Source organism: Bacteroides congonensis, assembly GCF_900130125.1.
GTDB lineage: Bacteria > Bacteroidota > Bacteroidia > Bacteroidales > Bacteroidaceae > Bacteroides > Bacteroides congonensis.
Window position 1 is genome coordinate 736634 of sequence record NZ_FQXY01000010.1, and the last position, 20580, is coordinate 757213.

Consider the following 20580-nt stretch of genomic DNA (forward strand, 5'->3'; position numbering starts at 1 on the left):
TTTAGTGGTCTCTCATCCCTAACAATTATGAATACAGAACCGGAAAGCAAAACCAATGAATATTTGAAAGGAATCGTAGCCAACCTTCCTGATAAGCCGGGTATCTATCAATACCTGAATACGGAAGGGACAATTATATACGTTGGAAAGGCGAAAAATTTAAAGAAAAGGGTCTATTCCTATTTCAGCAAGGAGCATGAACCGGGAAAGACCCGGGTGCTCGTCAGCAAGATTGCCGATATCCGCTATATCGTGGTCAATACGGAAGAGGATGCTTTGCTGCTGGAGAATAATCTGATTAAGAAGTATAAGCCGCGTTACAATGTAATGCTGAAGGACGACAAGACGTACCCTTCCATCTGCGTGCAGAATGAGTACTTTCCGCGGATTTTCAGAACCAGGAAGATTATCAGGAACGGTTCTTCTTATTACGGGCCGTATAGTCATATTCCGTCAATGTATGCGCTGTTGGATTTGATTAAGCATTTGTACCCGTTGCGTACCTGCCATTTGAACCTGACACCGGAGAATATACGTGCCGGGAAGTTCAACGTGTGCCTGGAATATCATATCAAAAACTGTGCAGGCCCCTGCGTCGGACTGCAATCACAGGAAGATTATCTTAAAAATATCGATGAAATCAAGGAGATTCTGAAAGGGAATACACAGGAGGTCGGCCGGATGCTGTTGGAGAAAATGCAGGCATTGGCGGCTGAGATGAAGTTTGAAGAAGCGCAGAAGGTAAAGGAAAAGTATCTGCTGATAGAGAATTACCGTTCGAAGTCTGAGGTGGTAAGTTCTGTCCTGCATAATATTGATGTATTCTCTATTGAAGAAGATGAAGCTAATTCGGCTTTTATCAATTATCTTCATATTACGAACGGGGCTATCAATCAGGCATTCACTTTCGAGTACAAGAAGAAGCTGAATGAGTCGAAAGAGGAGCTTTTGACGCTTGGTATTATTGAGATGCGGGAGCGTTATAAAAGTATGTCGAAGGAGATTATCGTTCCTTTCAAGCTCGATTTAGAGTTGAATAATGTCGTTTTCACCGTTCCGCAGAGGGGAGACAAGAAGAAGTTGCTGGAACTTTCTATCTTGAATGTGAAGCAATATAAGGCTGACCGGCTGAAGCAAGCGGAGAAGCTGAATCCTGAGCAGAGAAGTATGCGTTTAATGAAAGAGATACAGCAGGAGTTACATTTGGAAAGGCCGCCTTTGCAGATTGAATGTTTCGATAACTCGAATATACAGGGGGCTGATGCCGTGGCCGCCTGTGTCGTATTCAAAAAGGCCAAGCCATCGAAGAAAGATTATCGGAAATACAATATAAAGACGGTTGTAGGGCCGGACGATTACGCGTCGATGAAAGAGGTCGTAAGAAGGCGTTATCAGCGCGCTATCGAGGAGAGCTCTCCACTACCCGACCTGATTATTACTGACGGTGGAAAAGGGCAAATGGAGGTCGTCAGGGAGGTTATTGAGGATGAATTGAATCTTAATATTCCTATTGCGGGGTTGGCTAAGGACAACCGTCACCGCACATCGGAACTGCTTTTCGGTTTTCCACCGCAGACTATCGGTATCAAGCAGCATAGTCCGCTGTTCCGCTTGCTGACGCAGATTCAGGATGAGGTGCATCGCTTCGCTATCAGTTTTCACCGCGATAAACGGAGCAAACGGCAAGTGGCGTCTGCGTTGGATAATATCAAGGGAATCGGTGAAAAGAGCAAGACTGCCCTTTTGAAGGAGTTTAAGAGCGTAAAACGAATCAAAGAAGCCTCTTTAGAGGAGATTAGCGCTATCGTCGGGGAAGCGAAGGGAAAGACTGTAAAGGCGGGATTGAACGATGAACAAGCTGACAATAAATAACGTCAGTTCGATAAGAAATTGGCAGAATAGATCCGATTGTATTTCTATCATTTTTAGGCACGGATTACACGGATTACACGGATTTTGAAAATATGATTGTATAAAGTAACAGCGTAATCCGTGTAATCCGTGCCTAAACCAAATCATTAAAGCTTTCTGCACGACTCTATAATATTTTCCTCTCAACCCATCGTTTTCTCTTTCGAATTTTGTAAATTTGCCTTTCATAATCATGAAATAGGATAAATAGCAATGCGAACAGTTATACAACGGGTAAGTCATGCGTCAGTGACCATTGAAGGAAACTGCAAGTCCGCCATCGGAAAAGGGATGCTGATATTGGTCGGCATCGAGGAAGCGGACGGTCAGGAAGACATTGACTGGCTCTGCAAAAAGATAGTAAATCTACGTATTTTCGACGATGAAAACGGAGTGATGAACAAGTCTATTTTAGAGGACGGGGGCGAAATTCTGGTCATCAGCCAGTTTACGTTACACGCTTCTACGAAGAAAGGAAACCGCCCTTCTTATATCAAGGCTGCCAAGCCGGAAGTTTCTATCCCACTCTACGAGCGATTCTGCAAGGACTTGAGCAGTGCATTAGGAAAAGAAATAGGCACGGGAATCTTTGGGGCAGACATGAAAGTCGAACTTTTAAACGACGGCCCTGTTACTATATGCATGGATACAAAAAACAAGGAGTAAAAAATGACTTTAGAAGAAGCTCAAAAACAGGTAGACCAATGGGTCAAGACATACGGTGTCCGCTACTTCAGTGAACTGACAAATATGGCGGTTCTGACGGAAGAAGTAGGCGAACTGGCACGCGTGATGGCTCGCAAATACGGCGACCAGTCCTTCAAAGAGGGAGAGAAAGACAATCTCGACGAGGAGATAGCAGACGTACTCTGGGTACTTCTCTGCATCGCCAACCAGACGGGTGTAGACCTCACCACCGCCCTTCAGAAGAGCATGGACAAGAAAACGAAACGAGATAATCAAAGACATATCAATAACCCAAAACTGAAAGAGCATGGAAGAGAATAACTCACTGCCCAACAAGTATGATGCCGCATTGGCAAAGTATAATACACATCTGAACGATGCAGATATTCAGGCTCGCGTAGCTGAACTAATCGAGAAAAAAGTACCGGAAAATGATACGGAAGACGTGAAGAAATTCCTGTTCAACTGCATTGACCTGACTACTCTGAACAGTACGGACAGCGATGAAAGCGTGATGCATTTCACGGAAAAGGTCAATAAGTTCGACGACGAATATCCCGACTTGAAGAACGTGGCTGCCATCTGTGTATATCCTAATTTTGCCGCTATCGTGAAGAATACGTTGGAAGTGGATGGCGTCAATATCGCTTGTGTATCCGGCGGGTTTCCTTCCTCACAGACCTTTATCGAGGTAAAAGTGGCAGAGACTGCACTGGCTATTGCAGACGGTGCGGACGAGATAGATATTGTCATTTCTGTCGGCAAATTCCTGAGTGGCGACTACGCAGGAATGTGCGAGGAAATACAGGAATTGAAGGAAGTATGCAAGGAACGTCACCTCAAAGTAATCCTCGAAACAGGTGCTTTGAAGAGCGCTTCCAACATCAAGAAAGCCTCTATCCTATCCATGTATTCAGGCGCGGATTTCATCAAGACATCTACAGGAAAGCAACAGCCTGCCGCCACCCCCGAAGCCGCCTACGTGATGTGTGAAGCTATCAGGGAGTATTATCAGAAGACAGGCATCAAAGTCGGCTTCAAACCGGCAGGTGGAATCAACACGGTGAACGATGCGATTATCTATTACACTATCGTCAAGGAGTTGCTGGGCGAAGAGTGGCTGGATAACCAACTGTTCCGCCTGGGAACGAGTCGTTTAGCGAATTTATTGCTCTCGGATATTAAAGGCGAAGAGGTCAAGTTCTTCTAGGAAAGTCAAAGGCTACATTAGCAATTCAAATATGCCTCACCGCGCCGGCTCCCGTCTATACGGAAGCCGACGCGGTATTTTTTATTTAAGAAAAACTAAAGATAGTTACCAGGCTATCGGGAAAATTCCTTATCTTTGTAAGTGAATTAGCAGAGAAAATATAGCTAATTAGTTATATTAGAGAACGTTTCATTTATTACCATATTCCTGAAATTCGGCAAATTTCAAAGTTATGAACGGTAATAAGCAAACGGGTCTCACGCACCTTCATGTATATACTTTTGTTATATATTCGAACGGAGCGTGGGACTGTTGCTTGTATTTCATAACGGCTTGCCGAAGCCTCAGGAAAATACATGGCAACAGTTCCCACGCTTTTCGCAAATTTTAATGGAAGTACTAAGGATGGAAACACATATAAGAACCGTACGATTCAATCCCAATCCTCTGAATTTCTTTCTTGGAAATGAGAGAAAAAAGGGGTTGCGTATAGGTTATATGGAAGCCACACTGAATGGTTTCTATATCAATTCCATGGATACCGGCGTACATCCGCAAAAGTTATCAAGATTTCTATCGGAAGACTTTCACTGCACGGATACCGAGTCCGTCACCGGATTATTCCAGTTCCTTACTAACGAAGGAGACAGAGTTTCCTATCAAATCATGCTCCCCTATCTCCTATCGACAAGCAACATCTGCGAGTTCGAGGAAATCATTCAAAAACGTTTCTTCGGGGTGGAGCGCTTCGTTCAGCAGGGAAAGAATCTATACAATTTCGTGAAGTATACAGAAGAAAGAAGGGATCCGATCATATGGATTAATGACTTGGAAAGAGGGGTTGTCGGATGGGATATGGGACTGCTGGTCGGATTAGTCCGCGCAGCTTTGGGCAGTGGGTACATTACCAAAGAAGAGGCTTGGAAATACATCGAACAGGCAAGCGCATTATGTGCGGAAAATCTTCGCACTCCGGAAGAGATAGACAAAAGCTACCTGCTCGGCCGGGCCATGAAATCAGGAAGAATAGAAGATTGGGACAGAGCGCTGACTTGTTATTCTCTGCTAGACAAATACAGGAAGTAATTACTTTTCGCGGTCTACCACGTAGTCCAAATAGGCACGGAGAGCCGCGCAGACATCTGAATCCGGCAGGGAAGCCAGCAGGCCAAAGGCTTTCTGCTTATAAAGGTTCATCGTATGGACTGCATATTCAATACCGCCATTTTCTTTGATAAACCCGATTAAACGGGCTATTTCGTCAGGGGTGGCCGTGCCTTCCTTCACACGGATGGCAATCTCCAGCATAGCGCTGTCTTTCGTTGAGTTCAGCACATACAGGGCGGGCAATGTCAGTTTGCCTTCGAGCATATCGTTGCCGGTCGGTTTGCCGATTTCTTTGCTGTCGAAGTAATCGAATATATCGTCCTTTATCTGAAAGCAGATTCCGATATATTCGCCCAACAAACGGGCAAATTCAGCTTCTTCCTCACCTACTCCCACCGAGAAAGCGGCGGCTTTTGTGCAGGCTGCAAAAAGGGCGGCGGTTTTCTTACGGATGACATCGAAATAAACTGATTCGGAGAAACTACGATTGCTTACATTGGAAAGCTGGAGCAACTCGCCGTCGGCGAGATCCTGTCCCAATGAAGATACTAACTGGATAATAGGATGGCTGTGGGTCTGTTCGGCATGAACAAGGCTTGTAGCCAACAAGTAATCGCCTGTCAGTACGGCCACCTTATTATTAAAGATGGCATTCACCGAAAGTTGTCCGCGACGTTCGGTACTTTCGTCCACTACATCATCGTGCACCAGGCTAGCTGTGTGAAGCAGCTCCAAGGAGACGGCGGCATGAAGCGTAGAAGGGCGGACAGCACCGTAAAGGCGCGCTACCAACAGGACGAGAATAGGACGCATCATCTTACCATTCCTCTGTCGTATATGAGATACGACGCTGTCGAGCAATGCATTCGAACTGGAAAGAGAACTATCAAAAAGATTTTTGAAGTCCGCCAGTTCCGCTTCAATCGGAGTCCTGATGAGTGAGATACTGTCCATTAATACGTAATTTGAGCACAAAAGTAATAATAAAACGCTTAATACGGTATTTTTTTGTACTTTTACCATGAAAAATTAATTAAATCTATGGATTCAGATAATAAATTATTTCTTTTAGACGCTTATGCACTGATATACCGGGCGTATTACGCCTTTATCAAGAACCCAAGAATCAACTCCAAAGGATTCAACACTTCAGCCATCCTGGGCTTTGTCAATACGCTCGAAGAAGTGCTGAAAAAGGAGAATCCGACGCATATAGGAGTAGCTTTCGACCCTTCAGGGCCTACCTTCCGCCACGAGGCTTTCGAACAATATAAAGCGCAACGCGAAGAGACTCCCGAAGCGATCCGCCTGTCCGTACCTATTATAAAGGATATTATAAGGGCTTATCGTATTCCTATTCTCGAAGTGTCGGGCTACGAGGCCGACGACGTGATAGGAACTCTTGCCACCGAAGCCGGCAAGCAGGGGATTACAACATATATGATGACGCCTGACAAGGACTACGGTCAGTTGGTGAGCGACAAGGTATTCATGTACCGTCCCAAGCATACGGGTGGTTTTGAGGTGATGGGCATCGAGGAGGTGAAAGCCAAGTTTGATATCCAGTCGCCTGCGCAAGTGATTGATATGCTGGGTTTGATGGGTGACTCTTCGGACAATATTCCCGGTTGCCCCGGTGTAGGGGAAAAGACTGCACAGAAGTTGATTGCCGAGTTCGGAAGTATCGAGAATCTGCTGGAGCATACCGACCAACTGAAAGGGGCACTGAAGACGAAAGTGGAAACGAACCGGGAAATGATAACATTCTCGAAATTCCTGGCAACTATCAAAATCGACGTACCCATCCAACTTGAAATGGACAAGCTTGTCCGCGAAGACGCAGATGAAAATTCACTCCGCAGTATTTTTGAGGAACTGGAATTCCGGACGCTTATCGACCGCGTGCTCAAAAAGGAGACTCCCGCCCCTCTCCCACTTTTTCCCGAAGAAGGAGGAGCTGTGCAAGGCGATTTATTTGCAAATTTCACGGGCAACGAGCCGGACGAAGCAAAAAAATCAAATCTAGAGACGTTAGATTCACTTTATTGCAACTACCAACTCATTGATACAGAAGAGAAAAGATGGGAAATTATTCAAAAGTTGCTTACATCGAAAATTCTCTCGTTAGACACAGAGACAACGGGAACGGAACCGATGGACGCAGAATTGGTCGGAATGAGTTTTTCTATTGCCGAAAATGAAGCATTTTATGTTCCTGTCCCTGCCGGGCAAGAAGAAGCGTTAAAAATCGTCAACGAGTTCCGTCCGGTCTTTGAAAATGAAAATTCGCTGAAGGTAGGACAGAATATCAAGTACGACATGATTGTTCTCAAAAATTATGGCGCGGATGTGAAAGGCCCGCTTTTCGATACAATGATTGCGCATTACGTTCTTCAGCCGGAACTTCGTCACGGGATGGATTATCTTGCGGAAATTTATCTGCACTATCAGACGATTCATATTGACGAACTAATCGGGCCGAAAGGTAAGAATCAGAAGAATATGCGCGACCTTGACCCGAAGGACGTCTATCGTTATGCTTGCGAAGATGCGGATGTAACGTTGAAGTTGAAGAATGTACTGGAAGAGGAACTGAAGAAGAATGATGCCGAAAGGTTATTCTACGATATAGAGATGCCGCTTGTTCCGGTATTGGTCAATATAGAACGGAACGGGGTATTGCTGGACACGGAAGCGCTGAAACAATCGTCCGCCCATTTCACGGCACAGATGGAAAACATCGAGAAGGAAATTTACGGGTTGGCAGGCGAGACTTTCAATATCGCTTCGCCCAAACAGGTCGGCGAAGTGTTGTTTGATAAATTAAAGATTGTAGAGAAAGCGAAAAAGACCAAGACGGGACAGTATGTCACTTCGGAAGAGGTGCTTGAAAGTCTTCGCCACAAGCATCCGGTGGTGGAAAAGATTCTGGAACACCGCGGGCTGAAAAAGTTGTTGGGAACGTATATCGATGCGCTGCCTTTATTAATCAATCCACGCACAGGCCGGGTACATACGTCTTTCAACCAGACGGTCACCGCTACGGGACGACTCAGTTCGAGCAATCCGAACTTGCAGAATATCCCTATCCGCGACGAGAACGGGAAGGAAATCCGCAAGGCATTCATCCCCGATGAAGGTTGTCTTTTCTTCTCGGCGGACTACTCGCAGATTGAATTACGCATTATGGCACATCTCAGCGAGGATAAGAATATGATTGATGCTTTCCTCAGCAATCACGACATTCATGCTGCCACGGCCGCGAAAATCTATAAGATTGATTTGAATGATGTAGGTTCGGATATGCGCCGTAAGGCCAAGACTGCCAATTTCGGTATTATATATGGTATATCCGTATTCGGTCTTGCCGAACGGATGAATGTAGACCGGAAAGAGGCCAAAGAATTGATTGACGGGTATTTCGAGACTTATCCGGGCGTGAAGGCGTATATGGATAAAAGCATTCAGGTGGCACAGGAAAAAGGATATGTAGAAACGATTTTCCATCGGAAACGTTTCTTGCCGGACATCAATTCACGAAATGCCGTCGTACGCGGGTATGCGGAACGAAATGCGATTAACGCGCCTATCCAAGGTAGCGCGGCGGATATTATCAAGGTAGCCATGGCCCGTATTTACCAGCGCTTCCAGGCGGAAGGAATACAGGCGAAGATGATTCTGCAAGTACATGACGAATTGAATTTCAGCGTTCCCGTCAACGAGAAAGAACGCGTGGAGGAAATCGTTATCGAGGAAATGGAGAAGGCATATCGTATGCATGTGCCTTTGAAAGCTGATTGCGGATGGGGGAAGAATTGGCTTGAAGCACATTAATAAGAGGCGGCACAGGTCATACTGACAAAGTAAATATCAGGAAACCGGAAAGTAAAAGATGTAATAACATTATTTAACCCGGTATCCATAAAGCTAGTAAAAGGAACACTTTCTCAACGAAGTGATTCATTCTATATCCGGCAGATTGACTGCCGGATATTTTTTTGTCACCAATATTGGCAAAAAGCAACTGTTACCCCGCACCATCTCTTGACATTTTGACAATCTTTCAGCATTTAAATTGCATAAACACCAAATTAATATGTAAGTTTGCAGCGTAAAACTGACGCAGTTGTAGAAATATGAAAGTATAACTCAAAAACTTAAATAGCCATGAAAGCAAAAGTATCCTTAAAAATGTTCGTTTTATCAGCAGTTCTTCTTGTTGTGTCGCTTGCTACTTCTGCACGTAGCTACGATGGACAATTGGTTTATAATCCGGTAGAAGAAAATGGCGTGACAGTAGGACAAACCGTTTACAAAATGGACGGTAACACTCTCGCTAATTATATGAAGTACAATTATAAGTACGATGACAACAAACGTATGATTGAAAGTGAATCCATGAAATGGAACAGCAGCAAGGATGAATGGCAAAAAGACTTACGCATCAATTACATTTATGAAGGCAAGACTGTCACTACCAATTATTACAAATGGAACGCTAAGAAACAAACCTACGTATTGGTTCCCGAAATGACCGTTACGATGGATAATACAAATATGTAACATAACTCTCTCTCATTCTAATATTCTAACAAATAGAGACGCCGCTCCTGATGAAGAAGTGGCGTCTCCCCATTTTATATATATGCCCATTTATATATTAAGTCCGATGATATATAATTTCGATTATGTATAAGCCCGGCAGATTATAGCACGTAAAAGCGTTCTTGCAGTTCTTTCAAGAAATTCCGGGAGATAACCAGGTCGCTCTTGTCATGAAAGGGCGGATAAAGCTGGCAGCACTTGCCGTCAATCACAGCCAGATAATTTACATTTACAATAGCAGACTGACTAATCTGTATGAAAGCTTGTGAATAACCGATAATATCTTCGGCTTTCGTATTCCGTTTCAGGTTCAACCGTGACTGGTTGAACAGTACGACCTGCCATTGGCGCTTCTCTTTCAGGTATTCGAAGAAGCCGATTTCTTCCAGTCGCAAGAGTTTGAATCCGGTCACTGTGCTAATCATAAACATGCCATGTTGCGGCAGCAGGGCATTGATAGAAGACGCGAAGGAAGGCGGCGGAAGCAACGCAGAGGTTGACATGGCTTTCCGGTAACGGTCTATAATCACTTTTAAATCTTCGCTTTCGAAAGGCTTCAGCAAGAAGTCGAAAGCGGATTCGCGCAGGGCTTGCAGCAGATATTTGTCATAAGAGGTATAGAATACCACTTTCATATCCCACAATACATCATCCCTTATTTCACTCAGCAGGTTAAGACCGAGTATGTCCGGAAGTTCTACATCAAGAAAGAGTAAATCCGGGCGCAGTTCCATAATCATCTTCTTCCCCTTTGTACCATTGCTTGCAATTCCCTTCACTTCAAAATCACGATAGGGTTCCAACTCATGGCGCAAAGCATCAATCGCCGAACGTTCGTCATCAACGATAACTACTTTATACTTTTCTTCTGTCTCCATCATAAATCATAAGAAAAATGAAACGGGATATATACCGAAACTTGCGTTCCGGTCTGTCCATCGCTTCTGTTGGTTATATCAAAACGTATCTTGTCACTCTTATTTTTCGTATTCAGCAGTTGGATAGTCTGGTAAAGGACTTTCAATCCCGTACCGGTACCGCGTGTTGCGGAAGCCACCTGCGGGAGATATCCGCGCCCGTTGTCGATAATTGTTATGCGGATTCCGTTCTCTTGCCGGGAGACGCATATAGCCAGTTCCTTGACTCCGTCTTTTCCTGCCAGCCCATGCTTGATGGCATTTTCTACGGGAATCTGCACAATCATGGAGGGAATCATGATACGGGTAGCATCCAACCTATCTTCCACTGTAACTATCGGGGTGAAATCCTCTCCGACACGCCCTTTCTCCAGGTCGATGTAAGAGCATACAAAGTCCAGTTCATCCTGCAAAGGTACGCTTAGTTTCTCTGTCAGTTCGAGACTCCGGCGGAGATATTTCACCAGTTCCATCAAGTTTTGTTTCACTTCTTCAGACCCATTGAACTGGTTAATCTCACGTCCCAGCACATTGAAAGTAAAATGAGGGGAAATACGGCTGCGCAGATTCTCCATGCGGACACGGTTTATCTGCCGGAAAAAGCGCTCACGAAGGAATTCCCGCTTCTTGCGCATATACCAGATGATGACTACCGTACCCGCTACAAGCAGCACGCAGACCAGTATCCAAACATAAACACTCAACTTCAGGGCTTTCATTTCACCTGCCTGTTGCTGAATCTGTATCTCTTTTCGCAACACAATCGTATCCTGCTGATAACGCATATCCAATTCGGCAACACGCATCTGCACCCGTTCGCTACGGATGGAGTCGTCCAAATGACCATTACGTTTCAGATATTCATAGGCGCGACGGTAACCACCAGTACGTTCAAAATAATGCTGGAGATACTGGTTGCGTATGGTCAGCATATTGGCATCGAGATGCCCCACGGGAGCAGTGCGGGCAATCATTTCTTGCGCCTGCGCAATGTTGCCTTTCTTCAGGGCAAGTTCAATCATTTGGGTTTCGATGTAATATATGGCCGAGTTATGCTGTATTTTAGAGAAAAAACGATAGCTTTCATCCAGGCATATTTGTGCGGAATCGAGGTTGTCGGTCAATACATATAACTCTCCCAAATTCACTTTGATAAAGTTCTGCTCGAACACCATCTGGGAGTGGGCAGATACCAGTTCATTTGCCCTGCGCATATACTTCAAGGCTTCCTGATAGTCTTTTCTGTAATAATAATGATTACCGCGGTTGTTGAGATAAGTCCATTTCTCTCCTACATTCATTTCATCGAAGAACTGTCCCGCCAGTTCATAATAGTGGTTCGACAAGTCGAAGTCACGTAATTCCATATAGGTTTGCCCCAGCCCGTAGTAGACGGGGAATTTCGTATGTTCGGACAAGTTCAATGAATCGCAGAGAAACAGGGCACGACGATAATACAAAGCAGTATGCGCCAGGTCGCCACGATGCAGATAAGCATCGGCTATATTGATGCAAATATCCGGAAGACGCTGTAATTTCTCTCCGTCCAGACAATGCCTATACGCCTGCCTATAGTCCATTATGGCAGAATCCGGACGATTCAACTGCATCCAGACATTTCCTTCCATATTATAAATCTCGGAAAGCACATTGTTCCACCGCGGGCATTTGACCGCCTTGTGGGAGAATGCTTTCACCTGCCGGTGATAATAAAAGATAGAATCGAAATCAGAAGAAACAAAGAATGTTTTTCCGTACAAAGCGAGAAGACGATAATAAAATTGGGAATCCTGCGCCTGAGCCAACGCGTCACGTATCTGTGAGCGGGAATAAAGCACATTGGAGAACAGGGAGTCCTGCACGCGAACTTCCAATGAATCAACAAAAGTCTGTTCACACAAAGGCTTACTGTGATGTTTGTCAGTATATCCACAGCCCAATAACATCAACAGCCACAACCACCCGAATAGTTTCATAGTAGCCCTTTGTTTCATTTGCCCCTTATTCATGTCATGTTTTGAATGTGACAAAAATACATTATTTATCCTGAATCCCAACGAATTTTATTATTTTTTTAATACCTTTGCACCCATATAAATATGAGTAACTGACCTAATGAGTCCACTGAACTTCACCCACATTTTGACACAGGCAGTCGATGAGCTATCGGAAAGCGAATCTTACAAAGGACTGTTTCATCAACACAAAGATGGCGAACCACTGCCCTCTGCTAAAGTCTTGTATGAAATTATCGAGCTTTCACGCTCCATTCTCTTCCCCGGATATTACGGGAATTCAACCATCAACAGCCGGACAATCAATTATCACATCGGTGTAAATATTGAGAAGTTATTCGGTTTGCTCTCCGAGCAAATCCTCGCCGGGTTGTGTTTCAGCGTCAGCATAGAAGGGAAATGCAATGTCTGCTCAGACTCCAAACGGGAAGAAGCCGCACGCCTTGCTGCTAAATTTATCAGTAAGCTGCCTGCCATGAGGAGAATACTGGCAACCGACGTGGAAGCCGCTTACAACGGCGACCCTGCTGCCGAAAGCTATGGTGAAGTAATCTTCTGCTATCCGGCTATCAAGGCTATCAGCAATTACCGCATTGCGCACGAATTACTGGAACTGGGTGTTCCTTTGATTCCGCGTATCATCACGGAGATGGCACATAGTGAGACGGGTATCGACATCCATCCGGCTGCGAAAATCGGCAGCCACTTCACTATCGACCACGGAACAGGTGTCGTTATCGGTGCTACAAGTATTATCGGCAATAATGTCAAACTGTATCAGGGTGTCACTTTGGGAGCCAAGAGTTTCCCGCTGGATGCCGACGGAAAGCCTATCAAGGGTATCCCCCGCCACCCGATTCTGGAAGACAATGTGATTGTTTATTCCAATGCCACTATCCTGGGCAGAATCACTATCGGACGCGACGCAACCGTGGGCGGCAATATATGGGTGACAGAGAATGTGCCCGCAGGAGCGAGAATCGTACAAACCAAAGCAAAAAAATAAAATCAAATAACTATATATGAGCGAACAATTCGAGATGATAGCCAAGACCTTCCAGGGACTGGAAGAGATACTTGCAGAAGAACTGACAGCATTAGGAGCCAACGATATCCAAATAGGACGCCGGATGGTTTCATTCACCGGAGACAAACGTATGATGTATAAGGCTAATTTCTGCCTTCGTACCGCTATCCGCATCCTGAAACCTATCAAGAACTTCACAGCGAAGGATGCTGACGAAGTTTATAACCAGATACAAGCCATTCGATGGGAAGATTATCTCGATGTTAACAAGACTTTTGCTATCGACGCAGTGGTGTTTAGTGATGAATTCCGCCATTCGAAGTTCGTTTCGTATAAAGTGAAAGATGCGATTGTGGACTATTTCCGCGAGAAAACCGGAAAGCGCCCGTCTGTCCGTATCAATAATCCGGACGTATTGCTGAACATTCACATTGCACAGACTACCTGTACGTTGTCTTTGGATTCTTCGGGCGAGTCTCTGCACCGCCGCGGTTATCGCCAGGAAGCGGTAGAAGCTCCGTTGAACGAGGTGTTGGCTGCCGGTATGATTCTGATGACGGGATGGCGTGGGGATTGTGACTTGATTGACCCTATGTGTGGTTCGGGTACTATTCCTGTCGAAGCTGCCCTGATTGCAAAGAATATTGCTCCGGGAGTGTTCCGCAAAGGATTCGCTTTCGAGAAGTGGGTGGATTTCGATGCGGATATGTTTGATGAAATCTACAACGATGACAGTCAGGAGCGTGAATTTACTCATAAGATTTATGGATATGATAACAATCCAAAGGCTAATGAGATTGCTACACATAATATAAAGGCTGCGGGTGTATCGAAAGATATAGTGCTGAAGTTACAACCATTCCAGCAGTTCGAACAGCCGAAGGAGAAGTCAATCATTATCACGAATCCGCCTTATGGAGAGCGTATTTCTACGAATGATTTGCTCGGGCTTTATCAAATGATTGGCGAGCGTCTGAAGCATGCGTTTGTCGGTAATGAAGCGTGGGTATTGTCTTATCGGGAAGAGTGTTTCGACCAAATCGGTTTGAAGGCAAGCCAGAAAGTGCCTTTGTTCAATGGCCCGTTGGAGTGTGAGTTCCGCAAATATGAGATTTTTGACGGAAAGTACAAAGAATTCAAGAGCCAGGAAGGAGAAGAGGAAGACAAGAAAGACTCCGAAGGGGAACAAGCTCCAAGATTCAGAGAAAGAAAAGAGTTCAAGCCACGTCGTGAAGGTGAGTTTAAACCACGACGCGAAGGGGACTTCAAGCCACGCAGAGAAGGTGAATCCAGACCTCGCAGAGAGGGAGATTTCAAACCGCGTAGAGAAGGTGGTGATTTTAAAGGTGGCGACAGAGATAGGAAGCCACGGGGAGATTTCCGCGAGGGAAGGGATTCAAGAGCGCCGAGAGAGTTTAAAGGAAATCGGGAGCCAAGGATTCCAAAGAAGGAAGAGGAATAGCTGAACATCAATAGTTAATTACACTTTACCAGACAAAAGAGGGTTAACTATCTGACAAACAATATGAGGTCACAAATTGCAACCTCAAGTTCAAATGATAATTATGTTAAGTAATAAGCGTAGATGGTAAGCTAGCTACCAAATTAAACGAAGAATGAAGAGTGTAACTATCTAATAGACAGTATAAGGTCACAAAATGTGACCTTAGATATTAACTGGTTTAGATATGCACCTTTCGCCTTCACTCAAGAAGGTGTAGCCATGCTTTCCGGAGTACTTCGGAGCCCTAAAGCCATCGAAGTCAACATCAACATCATGCGAGCCTTCGTTCATATGCGTCAATACCTACTCTCCCACGCCCCGAAGCAGGAACTGGAAGAATTAAAGAAAAGGATTGAATATCTGGAAGAAGACGTATCATCGGACAGAGAAAGCTACGAGAAGCAATTTGATGACTTATTTACCGCCTTTGCCAAATTGAGTGCTGCTATTCAGATAAAAACCACTCCTTTGGACAGAGTAAAAGTAGAAGGATTTAAAAACAAATAATAAAGAAAAGAGCAATGAGTAAAATTGGAAAAAGAACCATCCTGTTGTTGATGGCACTACCAATCGGATTCAATGTTATGGCACAAGAAACCAAAAAGCCAACACTGGAAGAGTTAATTCCGGGCGGCGAAAGCTACCTTTATGCAGAAAACCTGTACGGGCTGCAATGGTGGGGTGACGAATGTATGAAACCGGGCGTCGATACGCTTTATTCGGTTGAGCCTAAAACGGGAAAAGAGACGATGGTCATCACCCGCGAACAGATTAACAAGGTACTTGCCGAGAACGAAGCAGGGAAGTTGTCACATCTGTACTCCATCCGCTTCCCGTGGGCGGACAAACCGCAAATGCTATTCACAATAGCAGGAAAGTTTATCACATATGACTTTAAGAACAACCGCATTATCAGCACCCTCAAACTTAGGGAGAAAGCTAATAATGAAGACTATTGCGCAACTAGCGGTAATGTAGCTTATACGATAGGCAATAACCTGTACGTCAATGAGCAAGCAGTGACCAACGAACCCGAAGGCATCGTTTGCGGACAATCCGTGCATCGCAATGAATTTGGTATCAATAAAGGTACTTTCTGGAGCCCGAAAGGTAATCTGCTGGCCTTCTATCGCATGGATGAAAGCATGGTAACACAATACCCACTTGTAGATATCACCGCACGTGTGGGAGAAGTCAATAATGTACGCTATCCGATGGCGGGAATGACCAGCCATAAAGTACAGGTAGGTATCTATAATCCTGTAACCGGAAAAAGCATTTACCTGAATACAGGCGACCCTACCGACCGCTACTTTACAAATATCAGTTGGTCGCCGGATGAAAAAAACCTCTACCTCATAGAAGTGAACCGTGACCAAAATCAGGCCAAACTTTGCCAATACAATGCGGAGACAGGCAATCTGATAGAAGTTCTTTATGAAGAGACGCACCCCAAATACGTCGAACCGCAAAATCCAATCGTATTCTTACCATGGGATGCCACCAAATTCATCTATCAGAGCCAGCGTGATGGTTACAATCACCTATACCTCTTTGATACACGTACCAAGACGTATCCCGAAGTACATTCCTCTGCAACAGGCGGAACATACCAACAGTTCTACAAGGTACGACAGTTGACCAAAGGCAATTGGCTGGTAAAAGACATCCTCGGCTTCAATGCCAAACGTAAAGACATTATCTTCACCGCTATCGAAGGCTTGAAGAGTGGCCACTTTGCAGTAAATACCGGCAACGGAAAGATGAACCAACCATTCAGCAAGTGTCAGGAAAGTGAGCACAGCGGCGTACTTAACGCATCCGGCACTTATCTTATCGACCGTTATTCCACTAAAGACCAGCCACGTATCATCAACCTGGTAGATACCAAAGATTTCAAAGAAACCGTCAACTTGCTGACAGCAAAAAGCCCCTACGAAGGCTACCAGATGCCAAGCATCGAAACCGGAAGTATCAAGGCAGCCGACGGTACCACCGACCTGCACTACCGTCTCATGAAACCGGCAGACTTCGACCCTAACAAGAAATATCCGGTCATTGTCTACGTCTACGGCGGCCCTCACGCACAATGCGTCACCGGCGGATGGCAGAACGGCGCGCGCGGATGGGATACTTACATGGCCAACAAAGGCTATATCATGTTCACCATCGACAATCGTGGCAGCAGTAACCGCGGACTGGAATTTGAAAACGCCACCTTCCGTCATCTCGGCATCGAAGAAAGCAAAGACCAGGTGAAAGGTGTAGAATACCTGAAATCCCTGCCCTACGTAGACAGCGAACGTATCGGCGTACACGGATGGAGCTTCGGCGGGCACATGACCACCGCCCTATTACTCCGTTACCCGGAAATATTCAAAGTAGGCGTTGCCGGCGGCCCTGTAATCGACTGGGGTTACTATGAAATCATGTACGGCGAACGCTATATGGACACTCCCGAAAGCAATCCCGAAGGCTACAAAGAATGTAACCTAAAGAACTTTGCGGGACAACTGAAAGGCCACCTGCTGATTATCCATGACGACCACGACGATACCTGTGTGCCACAGCATACACTGTCGTTCATGAAAGCCTGTGTAGATGCCCGCACCTACCCCGACCTGTTCATTTACCCGTGCCACAAGCACAACGTATCAGGCCGCGACCGTGTACATCTGCACGAGAAAATCACCCGTTACTTTGAACAGAACCTATAACCTGCAAAAAGTAACCGCATCCATATCCAGACAAATAACAGTATAACTTATAACAGTACAAAGATGAAGATATTATTACTAGGCTCGGGCGGCCGCGAACATGCACTCGCATGGAAAATTGCCCAAAGTCCGAAAGTTGAAAAACTATACATTGCCCCGGGTAATGCCGGAACAACTGCCGTAGGCGAGAATGTCAACATCAAAGCAACTGATTTTGAAGCTATCAGCGCCTTCGCAAAGGAGAAAAACATCGAAATGATAGTAGTAGGCCCCGAAGACCCGCTGGTAGAAGGCATCTACGACTATTTCCAGAACCGTCCGGAACTAAAGCATATTGCCGTTATCGGCCCTTCGGCAAAAGGAGCGCAACTGGAAGGAAGCAAAGAATTTGCGAAAGGCTTCATGATGCGTCACAATATCCCGACAGCCCGCTACAAAAGCATCACTGCCGAAAATCTTGAAGAAGGGCTCGCTTTCCTCGAAACACTGGAAGCTCCCTACGTACTGAAAGCCGACGGTCTTTGTGCCGGCAAAGGCGTTCTTATCCTTCCCACACTGGACGAAGCAAAGAAGGAACTGAAAGAAATGCTGGGCGGAATGTTCGGCTCCGCATCCGCAACCGTTGTTATCGAGGAATTCCTTAGCGGTATCGAATGTTCCGTATTCGTCCTGACAGACGGAGAGAACTACAAAGTCCTTCCCGTAGCCAAAGACTACAAACGTATCGGCGAAGGCGACAAAGGCCTCAACACAGGCGGTATGGGTAGCGTAACCCCTGTTCCGTTTGCCGATGAAGCATATATGGAGAAGGTACGTACCCGCATCATCGAACCGACCATCAACGGACTGAAAGAAGAAAACATCACCTACAAAGGCTTCATCTTCCTCGGACTTATCCGGGTGAAAGGCGAGCCGATGGTCATCGAATACAACGTCCGCATGGGCGACCCCGAAACAGAAAGCGTGATGCTCCGCATCCAGAGCGACCTCGTCGAACTGCTTGAAGGTACAGCCGCAGGCAACCTGAACGAGAAAACACTCGTAATGGATTCGCGCTCGGCAGGTTGTGTTATCCTCGTCAGCGGCGGTTACCCCGAAGCCTACGAAAAAGGATTCCCCATCAAGGGACTGGAACAGGCTGCCGCTACGGACAGTATCATCTTCCATGCCGGAACAGCCCTGAAGGACGGACAAGTGGTGACAAACGGCGGACGTGTCATCGCCGTCTGCTCTTACGGTGCGACGAAAGAAGAAGCACTGGCACAGAGCTACAAAGTGGCGGATATGATTGACTTCGACAAGAAATACTTCCGTCGCGACATCGGGTTCGATTTGTAAGAAACGAAATAATGAGAAATAAAAAGCTACAGAATCAAGTAACGGCAGGACGGTTCACCCTGCCTGTCGTTATTCTTATCTGCACCCTCTGTTGGGTGTCGACCTACTTTTTATTTCCCGACCTCATGACTGCTCCCACACAAGAAAACCTTTCTTCGTTCTGGCAATCTGCCCGTGACTTTCTGCTTCCGGGCTGGGCGGAACGAATCGTCAGCTTTCTTGTCTATGCCGTTATCGGTTATTTCCTGATAGAGCTGAACAACCAGTTTGGCATTATCCGTATGAGGGCTTCGATGCAGACGGCTATTTACTTCCTGCTGGTCACTGCCTGTCCGGAGATGCATCTGTTGTACGCAGGAGACATTGCCGCCCTGGCTTTCCTTATTTCGATTTATTTCTTATTTAAGAGTTATCAGCAATCGCGTGCGGCAGGCTATCTGTTCTATTCCTTCCTCTTTATCGGGGCGGGAAGCATCCTTTTTCCACAGCTCACTGTGCTCTCTGTGCTTTGGCTGTTTGAAGCCTACCGGTTTCAAGCGCTTACGCCACGCAGCTTCTGCGGCGCATTGCTCGGATGGATGCTGCCTTACTGGATGCTGTTCGGACATGCCTTCTTCTACAATGAAATGGAACTGTTCTACCGTCCTTTCATCGAACTGACAACTTTCGGCGACGTCTTTAACTTGCAGATTCTCCAGACTTGGGAACTGGCAGTGCTCGGCTATTTGCTCGTGCTGTTCATTGTCAGTGCCGTTCATTGTATTGCCGCCGGCTTCGAGGACAAGATACGTACACGCGCCTATCTGCAATTCCTGATAGACCTGACCATCTTCCTCTTCCTGCTGATAGCCATCCAACCGAACTATTGCAGTGATTTGCTACCGCTTCTTATGATAAGTTGCAGCATCCTTATCGGACATTTTTTTGTACTGACCAACAGTAAAAGCTCCAATGTGTTTTTTATCGTTTCATTGGTCAGTCTCATCCTCTTATTCGCATTTAATATATGGACGCTTTTATAGATTCAATCGTACAACTCCTCATAGAGTGGGGACTTCCGGGATTATTCATCTCGGCTTTACTGGCAGGAAGCATCGTGCCCTTCAGTTCCGAACTGGTACTGGTGACACTGGTGAAACTCGGCCTGCCCCCTGTCGCCTGCCTGCTGTCCGCCACTTTAGGCAACACGGTCGGCGGAATGACATGCTACTACATGGGGCGTCTGGGCAAAATAAGCTGGATTGAGAAATATTTCAAAGTAAAGAAAGAAAAAGTAGATAAAATGGTGAACTTCCTGCAAGGGAAAGGAGCATTGATGGCATTCTTTGCCTTTCTTCCCGCCATCGGAGAAGTGATCGCCATTGCACTGGGATTTATGCGGAGCAATACATGGCTTACCGTAGGTTCCATGTTCGTCGGCAAGCTAGTACGCTATATCCTTCTTCTGTATGTGCTCGAAAGCGCCTGGGATGCAGTGGCAGGATAAAGGTTTTAAGCATCAGGTATTATAAGTATTAGGTATTAAGTGTAAAGTATTAGATA

16 protein-coding genes and 1 pseudogene are annotated in these 20580 nt (G+C 45.7%); 14 read left to right on the forward strand and 3 right to left on the reverse strand.

Features of this window, described 5'->3' with window-relative positions; translation table 11 throughout:
• The first annotated feature begins 27 nt into the window (after nucleotides 1-27).
• The 5 genes from uvrC (at nucleotide 28) to BQ7997_RS14275 (ending at nucleotide 4894) form a co-directional block, all read left to right on the forward strand.
• Nucleotides 28-1872, forward strand: a complete 1845-nt coding sequence (uvrC, locus tag BQ7997_RS14255) for an excinuclease ABC subunit UvrC (RefSeq protein WP_073346979.1) — start codon at nucleotides 28-30, stop codon at nucleotides 1870-1872.
• A 252-nt stretch (nucleotides 1873-2124) separates the two neighbouring features.
• Nucleotides 2125-2577, forward strand: a complete 453-nt coding sequence (dtd, locus tag BQ7997_RS14260; RefSeq protein ID WP_022138038.1) for a D-aminoacyl-tRNA deacylase — start codon at nucleotides 2125-2127, stop codon at nucleotides 2575-2577.
• A gap of 3 nt (nucleotides 2578-2580) precedes the next feature.
• The gene (locus BQ7997_RS14265; protein WP_022138037.1) at nucleotides 2581-2919 is read left to right on the forward strand and encodes a nucleotide pyrophosphohydrolase; all 339 of its coding nucleotides are present in this window, start codon (nucleotides 2581-2583) and stop codon (nucleotides 2917-2919) included.
• On the forward strand, nucleotides 2906-3808 hold the full coding sequence (gene deoC / locus BQ7997_RS14270; RefSeq protein WP_022138036.1) for a deoxyribose-phosphate aldolase: 903 nt from the start codon (nucleotides 2906-2908) through the stop codon (nucleotides 3806-3808). The genes BQ7997_RS14265 and deoC overlap by 14 nt, the downstream gene beginning before the upstream one ends.
• Nucleotides 3809-4213: 405 nt before the next feature.
• Entirely contained in the window at nucleotides 4214-4894 is a 681-nt protein-coding gene (locus tag BQ7997_RS14275) for a DUF1266 domain-containing protein (RefSeq protein ID WP_073347438.1), read from the forward strand.
• Here the strand turns inward: BQ7997_RS14275 and BQ7997_RS14280 are convergent, their stop codons facing one another.
• Nucleotides 4895-5869 (reverse strand): polyprenyl synthetase family protein, encoded by a 975-nt coding sequence (locus BQ7997_RS14280; protein WP_073346980.1) that lies wholly within the window; start codon nucleotides 5867-5869, stop codon nucleotides 4895-4897.
• 87 nt (nucleotides 5870-5956) lie between these two features.
• Here BQ7997_RS14280 and polA point away from each other — a divergent pair, with 87 nt between their 5' ends.
• Complete coding sequence (polA, locus tag BQ7997_RS14285) at nucleotides 5957-8749, forward strand: DNA polymerase I (RefSeq protein WP_073346981.1); 2793 nt, start codon at nucleotides 5957-5959, stop codon at nucleotides 8747-8749.
• A gap of 333 nt (nucleotides 8750-9082) precedes the next feature.
• On the forward strand, nucleotides 9083-9478 hold the full coding sequence (locus tag BQ7997_RS14295) for a DUF3836 domain-containing protein (protein WP_022138032.1): 396 nt from the start codon (nucleotides 9083-9085) through the stop codon (nucleotides 9476-9478).
• Nucleotides 9479-9621: 143 nt separating this feature from the next.
• Here the strand turns inward: BQ7997_RS14295 and BQ7997_RS14300 are convergent, their stop codons facing one another.
• Together BQ7997_RS14300 and BQ7997_RS14305 are read right to left on the reverse strand one after the other, a co-directional pair.
• A complete protein-coding gene (locus BQ7997_RS14300) occupies nucleotides 9622-10401 on the reverse strand; it encodes a LytR/AlgR family response regulator transcription factor (protein ID WP_073346982.1) in 780 nt (259 codons plus the stop codon).
• Entirely contained in the window at nucleotides 10398-12431 is a 2034-nt protein-coding gene (locus BQ7997_RS14305; RefSeq protein WP_073347439.1) for a tetratricopeptide repeat-containing sensor histidine kinase, read from the reverse strand. The genes BQ7997_RS14300 and BQ7997_RS14305 overlap by 4 nt, the downstream gene beginning before the upstream one ends.
• 121 nt (nucleotides 12432-12552) lie before the next feature.
• Between BQ7997_RS14305 and BQ7997_RS14310 the strand changes: the two genes are divergently transcribed.
• From BQ7997_RS14310 to BQ7997_RS14340, 7 genes and pseudogenes are all read left to right on the forward strand, one after another.
• Nucleotides 12553-13458, forward strand: coding sequence for a serine O-acetyltransferase (locus BQ7997_RS14310; protein WP_022138029.1), 906 nt, complete (start codon nucleotides 12553-12555; stop codon nucleotides 13456-13458).
• Between the two features lie 16 nt (nucleotides 13459-13474).
• Nucleotides 13475-14941, forward strand: a complete 1467-nt coding sequence (locus BQ7997_RS14315) for a THUMP domain-containing class I SAM-dependent RNA methyltransferase (protein ID WP_044655040.1) — start codon at nucleotides 13475-13477, stop codon at nucleotides 14939-14941.
• Between the two features lie 222 nt (nucleotides 14942-15163).
• A pseudogene (locus BQ7997_RS14320) lies at nucleotides 15164-15490 on the forward strand (ORF6N domain-containing protein); the annotation flags it as partial.
• Nucleotides 15491-15504: 14 nt separating this feature from the next.
• The gene (locus BQ7997_RS14325) at nucleotides 15505-17700 is read left to right on the forward strand and encodes a S9 family peptidase (protein ID WP_073346983.1); all 2196 of its coding nucleotides are present in this window, start codon (nucleotides 15505-15507) and stop codon (nucleotides 17698-17700) included.
• Nucleotides 17701-17763: 63 nt separating this feature from the next.
• Nucleotides 17764-19038, forward strand: coding sequence for a phosphoribosylamine--glycine ligase (gene purD, locus BQ7997_RS14330; RefSeq protein ID WP_073346984.1), 1275 nt, complete (start codon nucleotides 17764-17766; stop codon nucleotides 19036-19038).
• 11 nt (nucleotides 19039-19049) lie between these two features.
• Nucleotides 19050-20060, forward strand: a complete 1011-nt coding sequence (locus BQ7997_RS14335) for a hypothetical protein (protein WP_022138872.1) — start codon at nucleotides 19050-19052, stop codon at nucleotides 20058-20060.
• Nucleotides 20045-20524, forward strand: coding sequence for a YqaA family protein (locus BQ7997_RS14340; protein ID WP_022138873.1), 480 nt, complete (start codon nucleotides 20045-20047; stop codon nucleotides 20522-20524). The genes BQ7997_RS14335 and BQ7997_RS14340 overlap by 16 nt, the downstream gene beginning before the upstream one ends.
• Nucleotides 20525-20580: the final 56 nt, after the last annotated feature.

What these genes read in the sequence shown, in the direction of transcription:
- uvrC (WP_073346979.1), top strand. Translation starts at nt 28, where the DNA reads ATGAATACAGAACCGGAAAGCAAAACCAATGAATATTTGAAAGGAATC.
- dtd (WP_022138038.1), top strand. Translation starts at nt 2,125, where the DNA reads ATGCGAACAGTTATACAACGGGTAAGTCATGCGTCAGTGACCATTGAA.
- BQ7997_RS14265 (WP_022138037.1), top strand. Translation starts at nt 2,581, where the DNA reads ATGACTTTAGAAGAAGCTCAAAAACAGGTAGACCAATGGGTCAAGACA.
- deoC (WP_022138036.1), top strand. Translation starts at nt 2,906, where the DNA reads ATGGAAGAGAATAACTCACTGCCCAACAAGTATGATGCCGCATTGGCA.
- BQ7997_RS14275 (WP_073347438.1), top strand. Translation starts at nt 4,214, where the DNA reads ATGGAAACACATATAAGAACCGTACGATTCAATCCCAATCCTCTGAAT.
- BQ7997_RS14280 (WP_073346980.1), bottom strand. Translation starts at nt 5,869, where the DNA reads ATGGACAGTATCTCACTCATCAGGACTCCGATTGAAGCGGAACTGGCG.
- polA (WP_073346981.1), top strand. Translation starts at nt 5,957, where the DNA reads ATGGATTCAGATAATAAATTATTTCTTTTAGACGCTTATGCACTGATA.
- BQ7997_RS14295 (WP_022138032.1), top strand. Translation starts at nt 9,083, where the DNA reads ATGAAAGCAAAAGTATCCTTAAAAATGTTCGTTTTATCAGCAGTTCTT.
- BQ7997_RS14300 (WP_073346982.1), bottom strand. Translation starts at nt 10,401, where the DNA reads ATGATGGAGACAGAAGAAAAGTATAAAGTAGTTATCGTTGATGACGAA.
- BQ7997_RS14305 (WP_073347439.1), bottom strand. Translation starts at nt 12,431, where the DNA reads ATGAAACAAAGGGCTACTATGAAACTATTCGGGTGGTTGTGGCTGTTG.
- BQ7997_RS14310 (WP_022138029.1), top strand. Translation starts at nt 12,553, where the DNA reads ATGAGTCCACTGAACTTCACCCACATTTTGACACAGGCAGTCGATGAG.
- BQ7997_RS14315 (WP_044655040.1), top strand. Translation starts at nt 13,475, where the DNA reads ATGAGCGAACAATTCGAGATGATAGCCAAGACCTTCCAGGGACTGGAA.
- BQ7997_RS14325 (WP_073346983.1), top strand. Translation starts at nt 15,505, where the DNA reads ATGAGTAAAATTGGAAAAAGAACCATCCTGTTGTTGATGGCACTACCA.
- purD (WP_073346984.1), top strand. Translation starts at nt 17,764, where the DNA reads ATGAAGATATTATTACTAGGCTCGGGCGGCCGCGAACATGCACTCGCA.
- BQ7997_RS14335 (WP_022138872.1), top strand. Translation starts at nt 19,050, where the DNA reads ATGAGAAATAAAAAGCTACAGAATCAAGTAACGGCAGGACGGTTCACC.
- BQ7997_RS14340 (WP_022138873.1), top strand. Translation starts at nt 20,045, where the DNA reads ATGGACGCTTTTATAGATTCAATCGTACAACTCCTCATAGAGTGGGGA.